This is a genomic window from Pseudomonas sp. yb_5 (genome assembly GCF_043103865.1).
Lineage (GTDB): Bacteria > Pseudomonadota > Gammaproteobacteria > Pseudomonadales > Pseudomonadaceae > Aquipseudomonas > Aquipseudomonas putida_Y.
Genome location: NZ_JBICKE010000112.1, coordinates 1 through 14,666 on the forward strand (window position 1 = coordinate 1; position 14,666 = coordinate 14,666).

General features: G+C 62.0%; 17 protein-coding genes. 7 read left to right on the top strand and 10 right to left on the bottom strand.

Going from position 1 to position 14,666, the window contains the following annotated elements; all coding sequences use genetic code 11:
• Positions 1-141 precede the first annotated feature (141 nt).
• Entirely contained in the window at positions 142-1,143 is a 1,002-nt protein-coding gene (locus tag ACF8GF_RS20630) for a bile acid:sodium symporter family protein (RefSeq protein ID WP_176683994.1), read from the bottom strand.
• A gap of 107 nt (positions 1,144-1,250) precedes the next feature.
• On the opposite strand from ACF8GF_RS20630, the gene ampC reads away from it, so the two are divergent.
• The gene (gene ampC / locus ACF8GF_RS20635) at positions 1,251-2,393 is read left to right on the top strand and encodes a class C beta-lactamase (RefSeq protein WP_392462340.1); all 1,143 of its coding nucleotides are present in this window, start codon (positions 1,251-1,253) and stop codon (positions 2,391-2,393) included.
• Positions 2,394-2,693: 300 nt separating this feature from the next.
• Complete coding sequence (locus tag ACF8GF_RS20640; RefSeq protein WP_392462342.1) at positions 2,694-3,026, top strand: hypothetical protein; 333 nt, start codon at positions 2,694-2,696, stop codon at positions 3,024-3,026.
• Positions 3,027-3,072: 46 nt separating this feature from the next.
• Here the strand turns inward: ACF8GF_RS20640 and ACF8GF_RS20645 are convergent, their stop codons facing one another.
• From ACF8GF_RS20645 to ACF8GF_RS20670, 6 genes are all read right to left on the bottom strand, one after another.
• The gene (locus tag ACF8GF_RS20645) at positions 3,073-3,384 is read right to left on the bottom strand and encodes a hypothetical protein (RefSeq protein WP_176683996.1); all 312 of its coding nucleotides are present in this window, start codon (positions 3,382-3,384) and stop codon (positions 3,073-3,075) included.
• 143 nt (positions 3,385-3,527) lie between these two features.
• A complete protein-coding gene (locus ACF8GF_RS20650; RefSeq protein ID WP_021782365.1) occupies positions 3,528-3,716 on the bottom strand; it encodes a hypothetical protein in 189 nt (62 codons plus the stop codon).
• A 138-nt stretch (positions 3,717-3,854) separates the two neighbouring features.
• A complete protein-coding gene (locus ACF8GF_RS20655) occupies positions 3,855-4,175 on the bottom strand; it encodes a YbjQ family protein (RefSeq protein ID WP_003253898.1) in 321 nt (106 codons plus the stop codon).
• 70 nt (positions 4,176-4,245) lie between these two features.
• The gene (locus tag ACF8GF_RS20660; protein WP_129932508.1) at positions 4,246-5,130 is read right to left on the bottom strand and encodes an EamA family transporter; all 885 of its coding nucleotides are present in this window, start codon (positions 5,128-5,130) and stop codon (positions 4,246-4,248) included.
• 164 nt (positions 5,131-5,294) lie between these two features.
• Positions 5,295-6,119 (bottom strand): class II aldolase/adducin family protein, encoded by an 825-nt coding sequence (locus tag ACF8GF_RS20665; RefSeq protein ID WP_392462347.1) that lies wholly within the window; start codon positions 6,117-6,119, stop codon positions 5,295-5,297.
• Positions 6,073-7,116 (bottom strand): ABC transporter substrate-binding protein, encoded by a 1,044-nt coding sequence (locus ACF8GF_RS20670; RefSeq protein ID WP_176683998.1) that lies wholly within the window; start codon positions 7,114-7,116, stop codon positions 6,073-6,075. The genes ACF8GF_RS20665 and ACF8GF_RS20670 overlap by 47 nt, the downstream gene beginning before the upstream one ends.
• A 174-nt stretch (positions 7,117-7,290) precedes the next feature.
• On the opposite strand from ACF8GF_RS20670, the gene ACF8GF_RS20675 reads away from it, so the two are divergent.
• From ACF8GF_RS20675 to ACF8GF_RS20685, 3 genes are all read left to right on the top strand, one after another.
• Positions 7,291-9,243: an FAD-dependent oxidoreductase gene (locus ACF8GF_RS20675; RefSeq protein ID WP_392462349.1), complete on the top strand. Its 1,953-nt coding sequence runs from the start codon at positions 7,291-7,293 to the stop codon at positions 9,241-9,243.
• Between the two features lie 39 nt (positions 9,244-9,282).
• Positions 9,283-9,882: a helix-turn-helix domain-containing protein gene (locus tag ACF8GF_RS20680; RefSeq protein WP_176684000.1), complete on the top strand. Its 600-nt coding sequence runs from the start codon at positions 9,283-9,285 to the stop codon at positions 9,880-9,882.
• A gap of 80 nt (positions 9,883-9,962) precedes the next feature.
• The gene (locus ACF8GF_RS20685) at positions 9,963-11,165 is read left to right on the top strand and encodes an NAD(P)/FAD-dependent oxidoreductase (protein WP_392487934.1); all 1,203 of its coding nucleotides are present in this window, start codon (positions 9,963-9,965) and stop codon (positions 11,163-11,165) included.
• Positions 11,166-11,239: 74 nt separating this feature from the next.
• Here ACF8GF_RS20685 and ACF8GF_RS20690 read toward each other — a convergent pair whose 3' ends face one another.
• Positions 11,240-11,851, bottom strand: coding sequence for an FMN-dependent NADH-azoreductase (locus tag ACF8GF_RS20690; RefSeq protein ID WP_176684002.1), 612 nt, complete (start codon positions 11,849-11,851; stop codon positions 11,240-11,242).
• 133 nt (positions 11,852-11,984) lie between these two features.
• Between ACF8GF_RS20690 and ACF8GF_RS20695 the strand changes: the two genes are divergently transcribed.
• The gene (locus ACF8GF_RS20695) at positions 11,985-12,887 is read left to right on the top strand and encodes a LysR substrate-binding domain-containing protein (protein WP_021782357.1); all 903 of its coding nucleotides are present in this window, start codon (positions 11,985-11,987) and stop codon (positions 12,885-12,887) included.
• Entirely contained in the window at positions 12,880-13,239 is a 360-nt protein-coding gene (locus ACF8GF_RS20700) for an MmcQ/YjbR family DNA-binding protein (protein ID WP_392462355.1), read from the top strand. The genes ACF8GF_RS20695 and ACF8GF_RS20700 overlap by 8 nt, the downstream gene beginning before the upstream one ends.
• 58 nt (positions 13,240-13,297) lie before the next feature.
• On the opposite strand, the gene ACF8GF_RS20705 is transcribed toward ACF8GF_RS20700, so the two are convergent.
• Together ACF8GF_RS20705 and ACF8GF_RS20710 are read right to left on the bottom strand one after the other, a co-directional pair.
• On the bottom strand, positions 13,298-13,711 hold the full coding sequence (locus tag ACF8GF_RS20705) for a DUF1294 domain-containing protein (protein WP_392462357.1): 414 nt from the start codon (positions 13,709-13,711) through the stop codon (positions 13,298-13,300).
• The gene (locus ACF8GF_RS20710; RefSeq protein WP_176684005.1) at positions 13,704-14,534 is read right to left on the bottom strand and encodes an undecaprenyl-diphosphate phosphatase; all 831 of its coding nucleotides are present in this window, start codon (positions 14,532-14,534) and stop codon (positions 13,704-13,706) included. The genes ACF8GF_RS20705 and ACF8GF_RS20710 overlap by 8 nt, the downstream gene beginning before the upstream one ends.
• Positions 14,535-14,666 lie beyond the last annotated feature (132 nt).

Consider the following 14,666-nt stretch of genomic DNA (forward strand, 5'->3'; position numbering starts at 1 on the left):
GGTGAACGACGGGTGGAGATTGGCCAGCAGCCCTGGCCTCTTCGCGGGTATCAACCCTTTGTACGACCAAGCTTTTCAGCTCTCAGCACCGCAGAAAAGCTTGACCACCAACACAGCATCTACATGGGAACGTAAAGGCGCTCAAGACACCGCCGAAGCCTCCACCGCCTGCTCACGGCTGGCATAACGCTGCGCCAGCACAGCACACACCATCAGTTGTATCTGGTGGAACAGCATCAGCGGCAGGATCATCGCGCCAATGCCACTGCCCACGAACAACACCTGGGCCATGGGCACACCAGTAGCCAGGCTTTTCTTGGAGCCGGCAAACAGGATGGTGATGCGATCCTCGAGGTCGAAGCCCAGGGCCTTGCCAAGCATGCGTGTGCCGAACAGCACCACTGCCAGCAGAATCGCGCACACCACGAACAACCCCGCCAGGTGCTGCGGCGATACGGTATGCCACAGCCCGGTAACCACGGCCTCACTGAAGGCGGTGTACACCACCAGCAGGATCGAACCCTGGTCCACCACCTTGAGCCAGCGTGCATTGCGCTTGACCCAGGCACCGATCCAGCGCCGCGCGATCTGCCCGGCAACGAATGGCACTAGCAACTGCAAAGTGATCTTCAACACCGCATCCAGGCCGGAACCTGTATCACCACTGGCACCCAGCAGCAACATCACCAGCAACGGTGTGAGGAAGATACCCAGCAGGCTGGAGGCCGCCGCGCTGCAGATGGCCGCCGGCACGTTACCGCGGGCCAGCGAGGTAAAGGCAATGGCCGACTGCACGGTCGCAGGCAAGGCACACAGGTACAGGACGCCCAGGTAAAGCTCGTTACCCACCAGCGGTACGAACAAAGGTTTGAACGCCAGGCCCAGCAGCGGGAACAGTACGAAAGTACAGGAGAACACCAGTAGGTGCAGGCGCCAGTGCCCGGCACCGGCAATGATGGCTTCACGCGACAGTTTGGCGCCATGCAGGAAGAACAACAGGCCGATGGCCAGGTTGGTCAGCCAGCCGAAATACACCGCGCCATCGCCCGAGCAAGGCAGCACGGTGGCGATGAGTACCACCCCGAGCAAGGCCAAGGTGAAATTGTCAAATAACATGCGCAAATACTTCATCACTGTATCCATCTTGTCATTGTGGCTGGGCAGACGATAAGGTCTCTGGCTCTCCGTCGCTAACGCCGGAACCCCGAGTGGTATCGCTCAACGGACACGTTCCACAACAAGGACTCGCCATGCTCCGCCCACGTCTGGCTGCACTTGCAGCCGCCATTACCTTTGCTTTGGGCCATGCCAGCGCCCAGGCCGACGACCAGTTACAGGCCAAGGTCGACCAGATCATCCGCCCGCTCATGCAGGAACAAGGCATTACCGGCATGGCTGTGGCCATCTATGCACGCGACCATGCGCATTACTTCAGCTACGGCTTGGCCAGCAAGGCCGACAACGTACCGGTCAGCCGCGATACGCTGTTCGAGATCGGTTCGCTGAGCAAGACCTACACTGCCACCCTGGCCGCACTTGCCAGCGCCGAGGGCAAACTTGACCTCGACGCCCCGGCCAAGCGCTATCACCCGGCACTGGCCGGTGTCCCCATCGGCGACGCGACCGTGCTGGAACTGGGCGCCTATAGCGCCGATTGCCTGCCACTGCAGTTCCCCGACACTGTGCAATCGCCGCAACAGGTCGTCGATTTCTTCCGCCACTGGCAACCTCGCGCCAAACCCGGCACCCAGCGCTGCTACTCGAACCCCAGCCTGGGTTTGTTCGGTGACCTGGCCGCCCGGGCGCAGCACCAACCGTTCTCCACGCTGATGACTGAAGGCCTGCTGGCGAAGATGGGCCTGAAGAATACCTACCTTCAGGTTCCGGCCAGCGCCCAGGGGCTTTATGCCCAAGGGTATGACGCCGCCGACAAGCCGGTGCGTGTGGGGCCCGGGCCTTACGCCGACGAGGCATACGGCATCAAAACCAGCGCCAGCGACCTGCTGCGCTATGTGCGGCTGCACATGCAGCCGCAGGGCCTGCCACCGGCCCTGGTGAAAGCCACCGCCATTACCCAGCAAGGCTATTTCCAGGTTGGCGCCATGACGCAAGGACTGGGCTGGGAACGCTACCCCTACCCGGCCACGCTGCGCACTCTGATCGATGGCAACAGCTCGCTGCTGATCCGTGAACCGCAGGCAACCACTCGCTTGCAACCGGCCCTGCCCGCGCTACCGGCAGCCTGGTACAACAAGACTGGCTCCACCAATGGCTTCGGCGCGTACGCCGCGTTCGTGCCGGCAGAACAACTGGCAGTCGTGTTGCTGGCCAATCGGAATTACCCCAACCAAGCGCGGGTGCAAGCCGCCTTCGACATCCTTTCCGGCTTGTAACGCCAGCGGTGATTGTCGGACAAAACGACAGAATGTAGTGAGCAAAAAAAATCACTACAAAACGGTTGACGCCGTTCATCGCGCTTGGGCATGATGAAGCCGTCTCCCCGATCGGGAGCGGTGGCAAGGGTGTTCCAGACGGCCTGCGCGGTAACGCAGGCCGTCCGTGGAGAGGGAAACTGTCCAAAAGGCAGCGTGAGAAAGCCCCTGTTGCGATGCTGCTGTAGCAGCCTTGGTAGTGCGCTACACCGTGATAGCGCCAACTGTGAAAATCACCTATGAATGGGTAATGGGGGCTTTATGATGAACTTGAACAACAATCCGACTATCGACCAATTGGCCCAGCTGTTCGCCGTGCGCAAGGACAGCCTTGACGACCATCTGCTGTGGGTTAGCCAAACCGGTGAAGTGCGCCTCGACCGCCTGCCACCGAACACCGTCGAAGATGAATTTGAAGAGCACCTGCCCAGCATGCGTGCCCGCTTCAAGGTCTACCGCCGTGGCCAAGGCTACGTCGGCAAGAAAGCCGCCGCCGACACCGAATTCGTCAGCCGCGTGCTGCAGACCCTGCAACAAGAATGGCCCGCTGCCCGTGAGCAGCAGGCAGTCAAGGTGATCGAACCGCTGAATTGAGGGTTCGTACCCTTACCAGAGCCCGGCCCGCACAGGCCGGGCTTTTTCATGCCTGGCGCCGCTGCAAGCGGGTTTCCGGCAAAGGCAAGGCGCCCGTTGCCATCGCCCGGGCGCGGTCGACACCCCACACCAGCGCACGGGTCATGGTCTCGCCCGGCAGCGCAGGGTAATACTCTTCCAGCAACGCCCGCCCATTCCCGGCGTACAACCCCAGAAACAGCTGCGTCGCCCCCAGGCGCGACAAGCGCACCTGCACGTCCAGTGTGGTGCCGTCGCTGAGTGCTTCGTCGTGGCAGCGGCTGTGCAACTGTGCGTCGGCCCACTGCCAATAGGTTTCTTCCCTGACTCGCATGAGCATTCAATCCTCCGTCGCTGGAATGCCGCGTCAGAAAACCACAGGCCGGGCCATCCGGCGAGCGCTACCGGGCAATACCATGAGGCGGATCAACGAATGGCAATAAAAACCCCGCCGTTGGGCGGGGGGCGTGTGCAGACGCGGGATCACTTCTTGATCGGTACCCGCGGCATGAAGCGGCCTTTTTTGCTGCGCTGCAAATGTGCAGGCTGGAGCTGTTCGGAATCATCCAGCGTCATGTGGGCGAAACCCAGGCGAAATGCCGCCTGGCCGCAACGCACCTGGCTGTTGATCGGGAACGCATCGTTCAGGTCTTCGAAAAAGGATTCGCTCATGCCCAGTCTCCCTCCGGTGGCGGTCGCGTCGGCAACCAGACAAGTTGCCCAGGAAACGCGGCCTGTGAGAGTGAGACTAGCTGGTCATTTGCGGACCGACCGGACAAGAACCTTGTAGCCGACCAATGGCCGCAGGCTTTACTTCAGGCGTACTGCCGTACCGGTGGCAAATACCACGACCATGCCGCCCTGTACCGACGGCATGCTGATCTCAAAGTCCACCCCCACTACCGCATCGGCTTGCAACTGTCGTGCCCGGGCCTTGAGTTCTTCCGTGGCCTGCTCCCGGGCCTCGCGCAACGCGCTTTCCAGGGTTTGCGAACGGCCGCCGAAGAAGTCGCGAAACCGTGTAAAGAAATCGCGCACGAAGTTGATGCCCTGCACCGATTCGGAACTGACCACGCCCAAGTATTCGGCAATCGGGCGGCCTTCGAGCTGGCTGGTGGTGGAAATGATCATGGATGCGCTCCGTTGGCCTGGCAAAAAGAGGCCGATTCTAACAGAGCGCAGCTCAGCAGATTGAAGCGCCTTACGCGTTGGCTGCCCGCAAACGCTGACCGATGCGCGCACCAAACACATTCACCAGCAGGCCGGCCATCACCAGCAATGCACCCCAGCCCTGCGTAGCGGTCAGGCGCTCTCCCAGCAGCAAAGCCGACGAACTCAGGCCAATCACCGGTACCAGCAGCGAGAACGGCGCCACCTTGCCTGCCGGGTGGCGCGACAGCAACTTGCTCCACAGGCTGTAGCCGAGCATGGTGGCCACAAAGGCCAGATACGCCAGGGCCAGCACCGAACTCCAACTGATATTTGCCAAGGCATGGCCAATGCGCTCGGGGCCTTCCAGCCACCAGGACAGTGCCAGAAATGGCAGTGGCGGTATCAGCCCGCCCCAGATCACCAACGCGACCAGGTCGACCGAGCCAAACCGTCGGGTAATGATGTTGCCCAGGCCCCACATTGCGCCGCCACACAGCGTCAGCACCAGCGCCAGCATGGGCACATGGCCGCCGTCTTCGCTGCCGATCAGCGCCAGGCCACTGGCCGCCACCAGTAGCCCCAGCACGCTGGCAAGGCGCAGCCGCTCACCGAGAAACAACGCTGCAAAACCGAGGGTGAAGAAGGCTTGCGACTGCAGGATCAACGAAGCCAACCCTGGCGGCATGCCGCTGTACATGGCCTGAAACAGGAACGCGAACTGGCCCAGTGAAATGGTCGCACCGTAAGCGATCAACCAGCGCCACGGCAGTTTGGGCCGCCTGACCAGCAAGATCGCCGGGAACGCCACCAACAAGAAACGCAATGCCCCCAGCAACATCGGTGGCAGCCCGTCGAGGCCAACCTTGATGACCACAAAGTTGACTCCCCAGGCGACAATCACCACCAGGGCGATAAGCAGGTCCTTGAGTGGCATTGCGACTTCCTTCTGCAGGCTTTTTAGACATATTTCGTTACAGCATAAAGGTATTCCACACAAAGGGACCAGCACAGTTGAAACCAATGGTTGCACTACAGTGACTGTTCCGTCCGCCCGCTATCTGGCTGGACATCTACGCAACCAAATCAGCAAGCACAGGTTCAATCCTGATAACCAGGCGCCACCTTCTCCAGCATTCGCAACAACGCCGCCCACGCCAATTGCAGCGCATCCGGGTCGGTCAGTTCCCCCTGCTTCAAGCCGCTCCCCGGCGCGTTGAACTGCCGTTCGGTACGACTGCACACATCAGTCGACGGGAAAATCAGTTGCCCAGCACGCTGCGCCGCCAACTGGATCTCGCAAGCCTTCTCCAGGTAGTACATGCGCAGGAAGGCTTCAGCCACACTGCGCCCCGTGGTCAACAGCCCATGGTTGCGCAGTATCATCACCGGCTTGTTGCCCAGGTCGGCCACCAGCCGTTGCTGTTCATCCATGTCCAGCGCGATGCCCTCGTAGGCGTGGTAAGCCACATTGCCGTAAAACTCCATGGACATCTGGCTGACCGGCAGCAGGCCACATTCCAGTGCGGCCACCGCGCAACCTGCGCGGGTGTGGGTGTGCAGCACGCACTGGGCATCCTCGCGGGCAGCGTGAATGGCACTGTGAATGACGAACCCGGCTGGGTTGACTGGGTGACGGGCAGCCCCCACCGGCCGCCCTTGCAGGTCGATCTTCACCAGACTGGAAGCGGTGATCTCATCGAAGAGCAGGCCATACGGGTTGATCAGGAAATGGTGCTCCGGCCCAGGCAAGCGCAAGGAGATATGCGTGAAGATGAGATCACTCATGCGAAAATGTGCGATCAGCCGGTAGCAGGCAGCCAACTCCCGACGCAGGCTTTGTTCCGTTGCAGTCATCTTGTTGCCCCTTAACTGAACGCTATTTGCTGGCCCAGGCGTTGAAGCGTTGCTCCAATTCTTCGCCATGGTCGACCCAGAATTCCACGTTCATGGCCAGCGCCCCTTGCAGGTTCTGTGGTGACGTGGGTACCCAATTGGCCAGGGACGGGTCAAGCCTGGCTGCGGCCTGGGTATTGGTCGGCCCATAGGGTATCTGCTGCACATACCGCACCTGGGTATCCGGCTGATTGGCATAGGCAATCAGCCGCTTGGCCTGGTCGACATGCCGCGAGCCTTTGATGATCGCCCAATAGTCCATACCGTACAGGCTGCCAGGCCATACCACGGCCAACGGGCTGCCCTGCTGCGCCGCCACCGCAATTCGTCCGCTGTAGGTGGAGGTCATCACCACGTCACCGGCTGCCAGCCATTGCGCGGGTTGAGCGCCGGCGTCCCACCACTGGATATGGGGCTTGAGTTCGCTGAGTTTGGCGAAGGCCCGTTCGACACCCGCCGGCGTGGACAGTACCCGGTAAACGTCCTCGACCTTGACCCCGTCAGCCAACAGCGCGAATTCCAGGTTGTACACCGCACGCTTGCGCAGGCCACGCTTGCCAGGGTACTTGTTGATGTCCCAGAAATCGGCCCACGAGGCCGGCGCCTGGGCGAGCTTGTTGCGGTCATAGGCAATAGCCACGCTCCAGACCAGCGCGGCCGACCCACAATCCTGTGCGGCTGCCGGGATCAGTTCGTCTGCATGGCCCAGGCGCTGCCAGTCCAGGTGCTCGTATATTCCCTCGTCGCAGCCGCGCATCAAGTCAGGGCCTTCGATCTGCACCACGTCCCAATCGACGTGGCCGGTGTCAGCCATGACCTGGATACGTGCCATTTCGCCGTTGTATTCACTCTGAATCAACTGACTGCCGTCCTGGTCACTGAAGGGTTTGAAGATCGCCTCATCCTGGGCCTTCTGGCCTGCGCCGCCATAACCGACCACAACCATCTGCTGCGCAGCTTGCGCATTGCCCAGGCCAAGGGCCAGCAAGGCTGCGCAAAGGCCGGTCATTCGTGGAAATAGCTGCATCGTAGCTTCCTCCTTCCGGTGCCCGACGGGCCCGTTTTCTTGTTGTTCTGAGGTCACACCCTCGCCACGCGAGTGAGGAAAACCTAGACAGACACTAGTAAAAAAACAAGTTGATTTTTTACTATCGCTACACTTTTATAAGAAAAAATAACAAACCCGTACCGGAGCCGCCTGATGCAGACCGCCTTCCCTCACCTGTTCGAGCCCTTGCAGATCCGCGGCAAACGCTTGAAGAACCGCATCATGTCCACCGGGCACGACACCTGCCTGCCCACCGACAACCTGGTCAACGACAAACTGATCGCCTACCAGCGCGACCGCGCTGCCGGCGGCGTCGGCCTGATCGTGCTGCAGGTCACCGGGGTGCACGACAGTGCCCGCTACACCTCGCATGTGCTGATGGCCACTGACGATGCCTGCATCGCCGGCTACCGCCAGCTTGCCGAGGCCTGCCACGCGCACGGCACCGTGGTGCTGTCGCAACTGTTTCACCCCGGGCGGGAGATCATGGAGTCGGCAGACGGCCTGTTGGCGGTAGCCTACTCGGCCTCTGCGGTGCCCAATGAGCGCTTCCGGGTGATGCCGCGGGCGCTGGACCAGGCAATGATCGACGAAATCGTCCAGGGCTACGCCAGCGCCGCCCGCCGCCTGCACCAGGCCGGGCTGGATGGCGTCGAGGTGGTGGCCAGTCATGGTTACCTGCCCGCGCAGTTTCTCAACCCGCGGGTGAACGTACGCAGTGATGGCTACAACGGCGATCTGGATCAGCGTCTGAGGTTCTTGCGCGAAGTACTGGCCGCAGTGCGCGCCGCCACCGATGAGCAGTTCATCATTGGCCTGCGCATCAGTGCTGACGAGCGCGACAGCCAGGGCCTGAGCGAAGACGAGTCACTGGCTGCTGCCGTGGCCTTGCAGGGCCAGCTCGACTACCTGCATATCGTCGCCGGCACCTCGGCCTCACTGGGTGGCGCAGTCCATATCGTGCCACCGATGGCCATCGAACCGGCGTACCTGGCCCGCGAGGCTGGCACCTTCAGGCAGCAGCTGGCCATCCCCCTGTTCGTCACCGGGCGCATCAACCAGCCCCAGGAAGCCGAGCTGATCCTGGCCCGCGGTCAGGCTGATGTGTGCGGCATGACCCGGGCGCTGATCTGCGACCCGTTGATGCCAGTCAAGACCGAACGCGGCCAGGTCGAAGACGTGCGCGCCTGCATCGCTTGCAACCAGGCATGCATCGGCCATTTCCATCGCGGCTTGGCCATTTCCTGCATCCAGCGCCCGGAAACCGGCCGAGAGTTACAGTACGGGCACCTTACGCCCACTTCCTCGCCCAAACGCATAATGGTCGCCGGCGGCGGGCCTGCCGGCATGAAGGCTGCCGCCGTGGCTGCCGCGCGCGGGCACCAGGTCACTCTGTACGAGGCGGGCCCGCAGCTCGGTGGGCAGGTGCTGCTCGCCCAACTGCTGCCACGGCGCAGCGAGTTCGGGGGGGCCAGCACCAACCTGCAACGGGAAATGGCCCTGGCGGGGGTAGAAGTGGTGCGCAACACCCGGGTCGACCGCGCACTGGTCGAACGTGAGCGCCCTGATCTGGTCATCGCTGCTACCGGCGCCACCCCCTACTGGCCCGCGTTCGAACGTACCGGCGAGCTTCAGGTAGTGGACGCCTGGCAAGTGCTGCGCAATGAGGTGAAACCGGGGCGTTCGGTGCTGGTGATCGACTGGCGCTGTGACTGGATCGGCCCCGGTATCGCCGAACGCCTGGTGCGTGAAGGCCATCAGGTACAGTTGGCGGTCAATGGCACTCATTGCGGCGAGAGCCTGCCGCTTTATGTACGTGACCAACTGGCCGGCGAGCTGCATCGCCTGGGTATCCCTGTCACACCATACGCACGCCTGTATGGTAGCGACGACAACACGGTGTACCTGCAGCACACCGCCAGCGGCGATCCGATGATCTTCGAAGGCATCGACACCCTGGTGCTGTGCATGGGGCATCAACCGCAAGACCGCCTGGCCACCGAACTGGCAGGTGTGGTGGACGTCCGGCGGATTGGCGACTGCCTGGCGCCGCGCACGGCCGAAGAAGCGATTCACGATGGTCTGACGGTTGCCTGGTCGCTCTGAGGCTGTACATACTGCGGCTTTTGCGATGGACCGACGCGCATGAGCCAACCCTCCCAGCCTCCCGCCAGCGAACCCGGGGGCGCCGCGCCGCAGTTCCTCGGCACCCGCATCCGCGGCCTGCGCAAGCGCCGCGGCATGACCCTGGCGGAGCTGGCCGCACACAGTGAACTGACCGCAGGCTACATCAGCCAGCTGGAGCGCAACCTGTCCTATCCGTCGATCCCGGCGCTGTTCAACATCGCCCGCAGCCTGGGCGTGACCATCCAGTGGTTCTTCGCCAGCGAGGCCACCACCGCGCCCGAAGACCAAGGCTATGTGGTGCGGCGCAACAGCCGCCTGAGCGTGCATTATGAAGACGGCATCGTCGATCAACTACTCACCCCCCAGCCCAACCGCCAGTTGGAGATGCTGCACTCCCGTTTCCCTCCGGGAACCTACAGCCAGCAAAGTTACAGCCACGACGGTGAAGAAGCCGGCTACCTCCTCAGCGGCACGTTTGAGCTGTGGGTAGGCGAGCGGCATTTCCAGCTGAGTGAAGGCGACAGCTTCAGCTTCCCGAGCCAGGAACCACACCGCTACGGCAACCCCGGTGAAGTGGATGCCGTGGTGATCTGGGTGATCACGCCGCCAACATTCTGAAGCACTCCAGCAAGCACTGGTAACACCGTTGACCGGCAATAAGGTCTACCTTGTCCACCGAACTTCAAAGGAGCACAACCATGAAGCAGATCCTGATTATTGGTGCGGGCTTTGCCGGCCTGTGGAGCGCGCTCAGCGCCATCCGCCAGCTTGACCTCAACGGCAGCAAGGACGTCGAGGTCACCTTGCTCGCGCCCCAGGCTGAACTGTCTGTGCGTCCGCGCTTCTACGAGCCAGACGTGCATACCATGGCCGCACCACTGCAGGCGCTGTTCGACGCTGTCAATGTCCGCTTCGTGCAGGGCACGGCATTCCACATTGATGAGGCAGCCCGTCGCGTGGGCTACCGCACCCGCAGCGGCACTCGCTGCGCCCTGCCCTACGACCGCCTGATCATGGCCTGCGGCAGTGTGCTCGATCGCCCTGACATGGTCGGCATCGAGCATGTCTTCGATGTCGACACGCTCGACAGCGCTGCACGCCTGGAAACCCACCTGAAGTCACTGGCCAGCCTGCCGAACACGCCGGTACGCAACACCGTGGTGGTAGCCGGGGGCGGTTTTACCGGCATCGAGACGGCCACCGAACTGCCGGCCCGCTTGCGCGCGATACTGGGTGAAGACGTCAGTTTGCGCGTAGTGGTAATCGACCGCGGCGCAAACATTGGTGCAGCCCTGGGTGACGGCATCCGACCGGCCATCGAGCAGGCATGCGAGGCCCTGGGCGTAGAGTGGGTTTGCGGTGCCACGGTGGTTTCGGCAGACCCTGCCGGAGTGCAGCTGGACAACGGCCAGCGTATCGACACCAGCACGGTGGTATGGACGGTTGGCTTCAAGGCCAACCCGCTCACCGAACAAATCAGCGGCGAGCGCGACAACCGCGGCCGCTTGCATGTCGATGGCAACCTGAAGGTCAAGGGCAATGAGGCCGTGTATGCAGCTGGAGATGTGGCTTACGCCACCTGTGACGCGCTTGGCAATCATGCCGTGATGTCGTGCCAGCACGCGATTCCGCTGGGGCGCCATGCGGGCAACAATGCCGCAGCCGATTTGCTTGGCGTAGCACCAGTGGCTTACAGCCAGCCCAAGTACGTGACGTGCCTGGACCTGGGGCCCTGGGGTGCGGTTTATACCGAAGGATGGGACCGTGAGGTTTCACCACCGGAGGACAAGGCCGAAGCCAAGGCGCTGAAGCGCCAGATCAATTCAGTGTGGATTTATCCGCCAGCGGCTGACCGGGAAGCGGCCTTGGCGGCAGCTGATCCGCTTATCCCGGTGGTCTGAGTCACTCTTCTACAGGTTGGAGTGGCCTTGTGCCTCGACAGGGGCCACTCTTGCGATCCACCGCATTCCCTTGATCAGGCAGCAGCAAACAGCTCGTTGGCGATCTGCGCCTGTGCAGCATCAATCGCCTGGCTGCGCTGCTCCGGGCCATAGGCCAGGCCATGGGCCCGGACGATTTCCAGGTCGGTAACACCGATGAAGCCCAGGAACACTTTCAGGAAGTCTTCGTGCCCGGCACCAGTCGGCTGGCCAGCGTGCAGGCCACCCGCGGTGGAAACCAGCACCACTTTCTTGTTGCCGCACAGGCCTTGCGGGCCGGCTTCGGTGTAGCGGAAGGTCTTGCCGGCGACGGCCACGCGGTCAATCCAGGCTTTTAGCTGGGTCGGCACGGTGAAGTTGTACATTGGCGCACCAATCACCACGGCATCGGCAGCCAGGAACTCTTCGAGCGTCTCGGTGCTCAGCTTGGCTTCGAAAGCCTGGGCCGCGTCGCGTACGTCTTCAGGGGTGCCTGCAGCCACAAGGGTGGCGGCGGAGAAGTGGGCGATGGCATCGGCAGCCAGGTCGCGGTAAATCACTTCAACGCTTGGGTCTGCAGCCTTCCAGGCTTCGACCACTTCGCGGCTCAACTGGCGCGAGGCGGAATTGTCGCCCAGGATGCTCGAATCGATGTGCAACAGTTTCATGGGACTCTCCTGTGATTGAAGACCGCATCTGTGGGCGATCACGATGGGGAAGATCCTACCGAAGTGATCAATAGCTGATAAGTAAGCAAAAATGCGTTAGTTTGTCCCACAGATGGAACAGTGAGACATTCCCATGCAAGACCTCAACGACCTCTTCTACTTCGCGCGCGTCGTCGAAGCTGGCGGATTTGCCGCCGCCGGGCGCCAGCTGGGCATCCCCAAGTCGCGCCTGTCGCGGCGTATCGCCGAGCTTGAAGAGCGCCTGGGCACACGTCTGTTGCAGCGCACCACACGGCAACTCAAGCTCACCGCAGTGGGTGAACGTTACTTGCATCATTGTCAGGCCATGCTGCTGGAGGCCGAAGCCGCTGACGAAACCGTGGCCAGCATGAGCAGTGAGCCGCGCGGGCGTTTACGGGTATCCTGCCCGGTGGCACTGGCACACGCCTTCCTGCCGGATGTGATCAGCCGCTTTCTTGAGCAGTACCCGCTGGTGCAACTGGACATGGTATTGCTCAACCGCCGGGTCGACCTGATTTCCGAAGGCATTGACGTAGCGTTGCGCGTACGCGACCTGGGCGACGAAGACCCGGCCCTGGTTACCCGCCGCCTGCGCCAGGCACAAATGCAACTGGTAGCCGCGCCCGGCTTTGCCGACCACATTCGCGAACCGGGCGAGTTGGCATCATTGCCCGTGCTGGGCGCAGCCGAAGCAGACCGGCTGGTACACTTTCGCCTGATCGGCCCCCATGGCAAGCAGCAGGAAATAGCGCTGGAGCCGCGCTTGGCGATCGATGATTTCGTAGTACGTAACGCTGCTGTACGTGCCGGTCTGGGGTTCACTGCGCTGCCCAGCATGTTCTGTGAAGAGGAACTGGAACGCGGCGAACTGGTGCGCCTGCTGCCAGACTGGTCGCTGCCGGGTGGCTACCTGCAGGCAGTTTACCCACACCGGCGTGGCTTGCTGCCTGCGGTCCGGGTGTGGATCGATCACCTGGCGGCGTCATTCGAGGCTTGTGGAGAGCGGTATGTCTGAACGAAAAATGAGCGAAGCCCAGGTAGCGGCGTTTTGCCTGAGCCTGCCAGGTTCGCGGGAAGACTACAAATGGGGCGGCATCCGAGTGTTTTCGGTGGCAGAAAACAAGATGTTCGCGGTGCTCGACCTGGCGGGTGCCGGGTTATCGTTCAAGGTGGCCGACGAGCTGTTTCTGGGTTATTGCGATCGCCCGGGGATACGGCCAGCTCCGTACCTGGCGCGGGCGCGGTGGGTCAGCATGACGCCACCCTACCCGATGGGGCGTGATGAACTGTGTGACGTGTTGCAGCGGTCGCACCAGCTGGTAGTGCGTCGGTTGCCCAAGCGGTTGCAAGTGGGGTTGGTCATGTGATCTAGCTGTGCCGGCCCGTTCGCGGCTTTACCCGCGAAGAGGCCGGTACAACTGCACATCAACCAAAGGGCAGATAACGCCCGTCAAGAAACAGCCAGTCTGCCCAGAACACCTGGTGCACCAGCACAATCCCCCAGCACACCAATTGGAACGAAACCTTGCGGGTCTTGTGCCGAAACAGCTGCTGTGCCAACAGCGCCCCCGGCCAACCACCGAGCAATTCACTGGCATGCAGCACTTTCTCGGGTGTACGCCAGGCCCGCGTACGTGCCTGCTGCTTGTCCTGCCAATACAGCAACAGGCTGATCAGGCTCATGGCCGGGTACAACGCCAACGGCCACCAGGTCTGATCGTTCCAGGCCATGCGCGCCGCCCCCAAGCCGGGCAACAGGCAAAGCACGCCCAACACCAGCAGCTTCAGGTGCACATTGCGCACACCTTCAGCCCGTTGCCCACGCAGCGCCTCAGCCATGCGCCGTGGACCAGTCGACCCAACCAAACTGCCAGGTCGCCAGAATGAACAGGCCGAACACAATGCGATACCAGGCAAATGCCGCGTAGCTATGGTTGGCAATGAACTTGAGCAATGCCCGTACGGCAATCATGGCAAAGATGAACGAGGTCACGAAGCCGAGCGCGAACACCGGCAGATCGCCGGGCTGGAACAAGTCGCGGTACTTATAGCCCGAATACACCGCCGCACCGACCATGGTCGGCATTGCCAGAAAGAACGAGAACTCGGTCGCTGCCTTGCGCGACAGGCCGAACAGCAGGCCACCGATGATGGTCGAACCGGAGCGCGACGTGCCCGGGATCATCGCCAGGCACTGGATGAAGCCGATTTTCAGTGCATGGCTCCAGCGCATGTCGTCCACATGGTCCACCTGCACGCGGTGCTCACGGCGCTCGGCCCAGAGCATGATGATGCCCCCCACCACCAGTGCCGCCGCCACGGTGACGGGGTTGAACAGGTATTCGTGAATAAGGTCGGCGAACAGGACACCCAGCACCACCGCCGGCATGAACGCCAACAGCAGGTTGCCCGTAAAGCGGCGCGCCGTGGGCTGACGGGTCAGGCCGAAGACCACTTCGAATATCTTGCTGCGAAACTCCCACACCACCGCCAGGATCGCCGCCAGCTGAATGATGATGTTGAAAGCCATGGCCCGTTCGCCGCCAAAACCGATCAGGTCGGCGACGATAATCTGGTGGCCGGTACTGGAGATCGGCAGAAACTCCGTCAGCCCTTCGACCACGCCTAAGATGATTGCCTGGAAGGCAGTCCAAAAATCCATCATTCCCCCGGATGGAGCGCTGCTTGTCGCAGGCCCCTTATTCTTGATTCGCTTGAGATTGCCTTACACGGCCCGGCTGTTTTACAGCGACTGTTGGGCGCAACGCCAGTGGAAAAGTTCACGCCTGTTAAA

Bases quoted from the DNA above. Each gene is read 5' to 3' on its own strand.
- ACF8GF_RS20630 (WP_176683994.1), bottom strand. From the start codon at position 1,143: ATGGATACAGTGATGAAGTATTTGCGCATGTTATTTGACAATTTCACC.
- ampC (WP_392462340.1), top strand. From the start codon at position 1,251: ATGCTCCGCCCACGTCTGGCTGCACTTGCAGCCGCCATTACCTTTGCT.
- ACF8GF_RS20640 (WP_392462342.1), top strand. From the start codon at position 2,694: ATGATGAACTTGAACAACAATCCGACTATCGACCAATTGGCCCAGCTG.
- ACF8GF_RS20645 (WP_176683996.1), bottom strand. From the start codon at position 3,384: ATGCTCATGCGAGTCAGGGAAGAAACCTATTGGCAGTGGGCCGACGCA.
- ACF8GF_RS20650 (WP_021782365.1), bottom strand. From the start codon at position 3,716: ATGAGCGAATCCTTTTTCGAAGACCTGAACGATGCGTTCCCGATCAAC.
- ACF8GF_RS20655 (WP_003253898.1), bottom strand. From the start codon at position 4,175: ATGATCATTTCCACCACCAGCCAGCTCGAAGGCCGCCCGATTGCCGAA.
- ACF8GF_RS20660 (WP_129932508.1), bottom strand. From the start codon at position 5,130: ATGCCACTCAAGGACCTGCTTATCGCCCTGGTGGTGATTGTCGCCTGG.
- ACF8GF_RS20665 (WP_392462347.1), bottom strand. From the start codon at position 6,119: ATGGCGAAGAATTGGAGCAACGCTTCAACGCCTGGGCCAGCAAATAGC.
- ACF8GF_RS20670 (WP_176683998.1), bottom strand. From the start codon at position 7,116: ATGCAGCTATTTCCACGAATGACCGGCCTTTGCGCAGCCTTGCTGGCC.
- ACF8GF_RS20675 (WP_392462349.1), top strand. From the start codon at position 7,291: ATGCAGACCGCCTTCCCTCACCTGTTCGAGCCCTTGCAGATCCGCGGC.
- ACF8GF_RS20680 (WP_176684000.1), top strand. From the start codon at position 9,283: ATGAGCCAACCCTCCCAGCCTCCCGCCAGCGAACCCGGGGGCGCCGCG.
- ACF8GF_RS20685 (WP_392487934.1), top strand. From the start codon at position 9,963: ATGAAGCAGATCCTGATTATTGGTGCGGGCTTTGCCGGCCTGTGGAGC.
- ACF8GF_RS20690 (WP_176684002.1), bottom strand. From the start codon at position 11,851: ATGAAACTGTTGCACATCGATTCGAGCATCCTGGGCGACAATTCCGCC.
- ACF8GF_RS20695 (WP_021782357.1), top strand. From the start codon at position 11,985: ATGCAAGACCTCAACGACCTCTTCTACTTCGCGCGCGTCGTCGAAGCT.
- ACF8GF_RS20700 (WP_392462355.1), top strand. From the start codon at position 12,880: ATGTCTGAACGAAAAATGAGCGAAGCCCAGGTAGCGGCGTTTTGCCTG.
- ACF8GF_RS20705 (WP_392462357.1), bottom strand. From the start codon at position 13,711: ATGGCTGAGGCGCTGCGTGGGCAACGGGCTGAAGGTGTGCGCAATGTG.
- ACF8GF_RS20710 (WP_176684005.1), bottom strand. From the start codon at position 14,534: ATGGATTTTTGGACTGCCTTCCAGGCAATCATCTTAGGCGTGGTCGAA.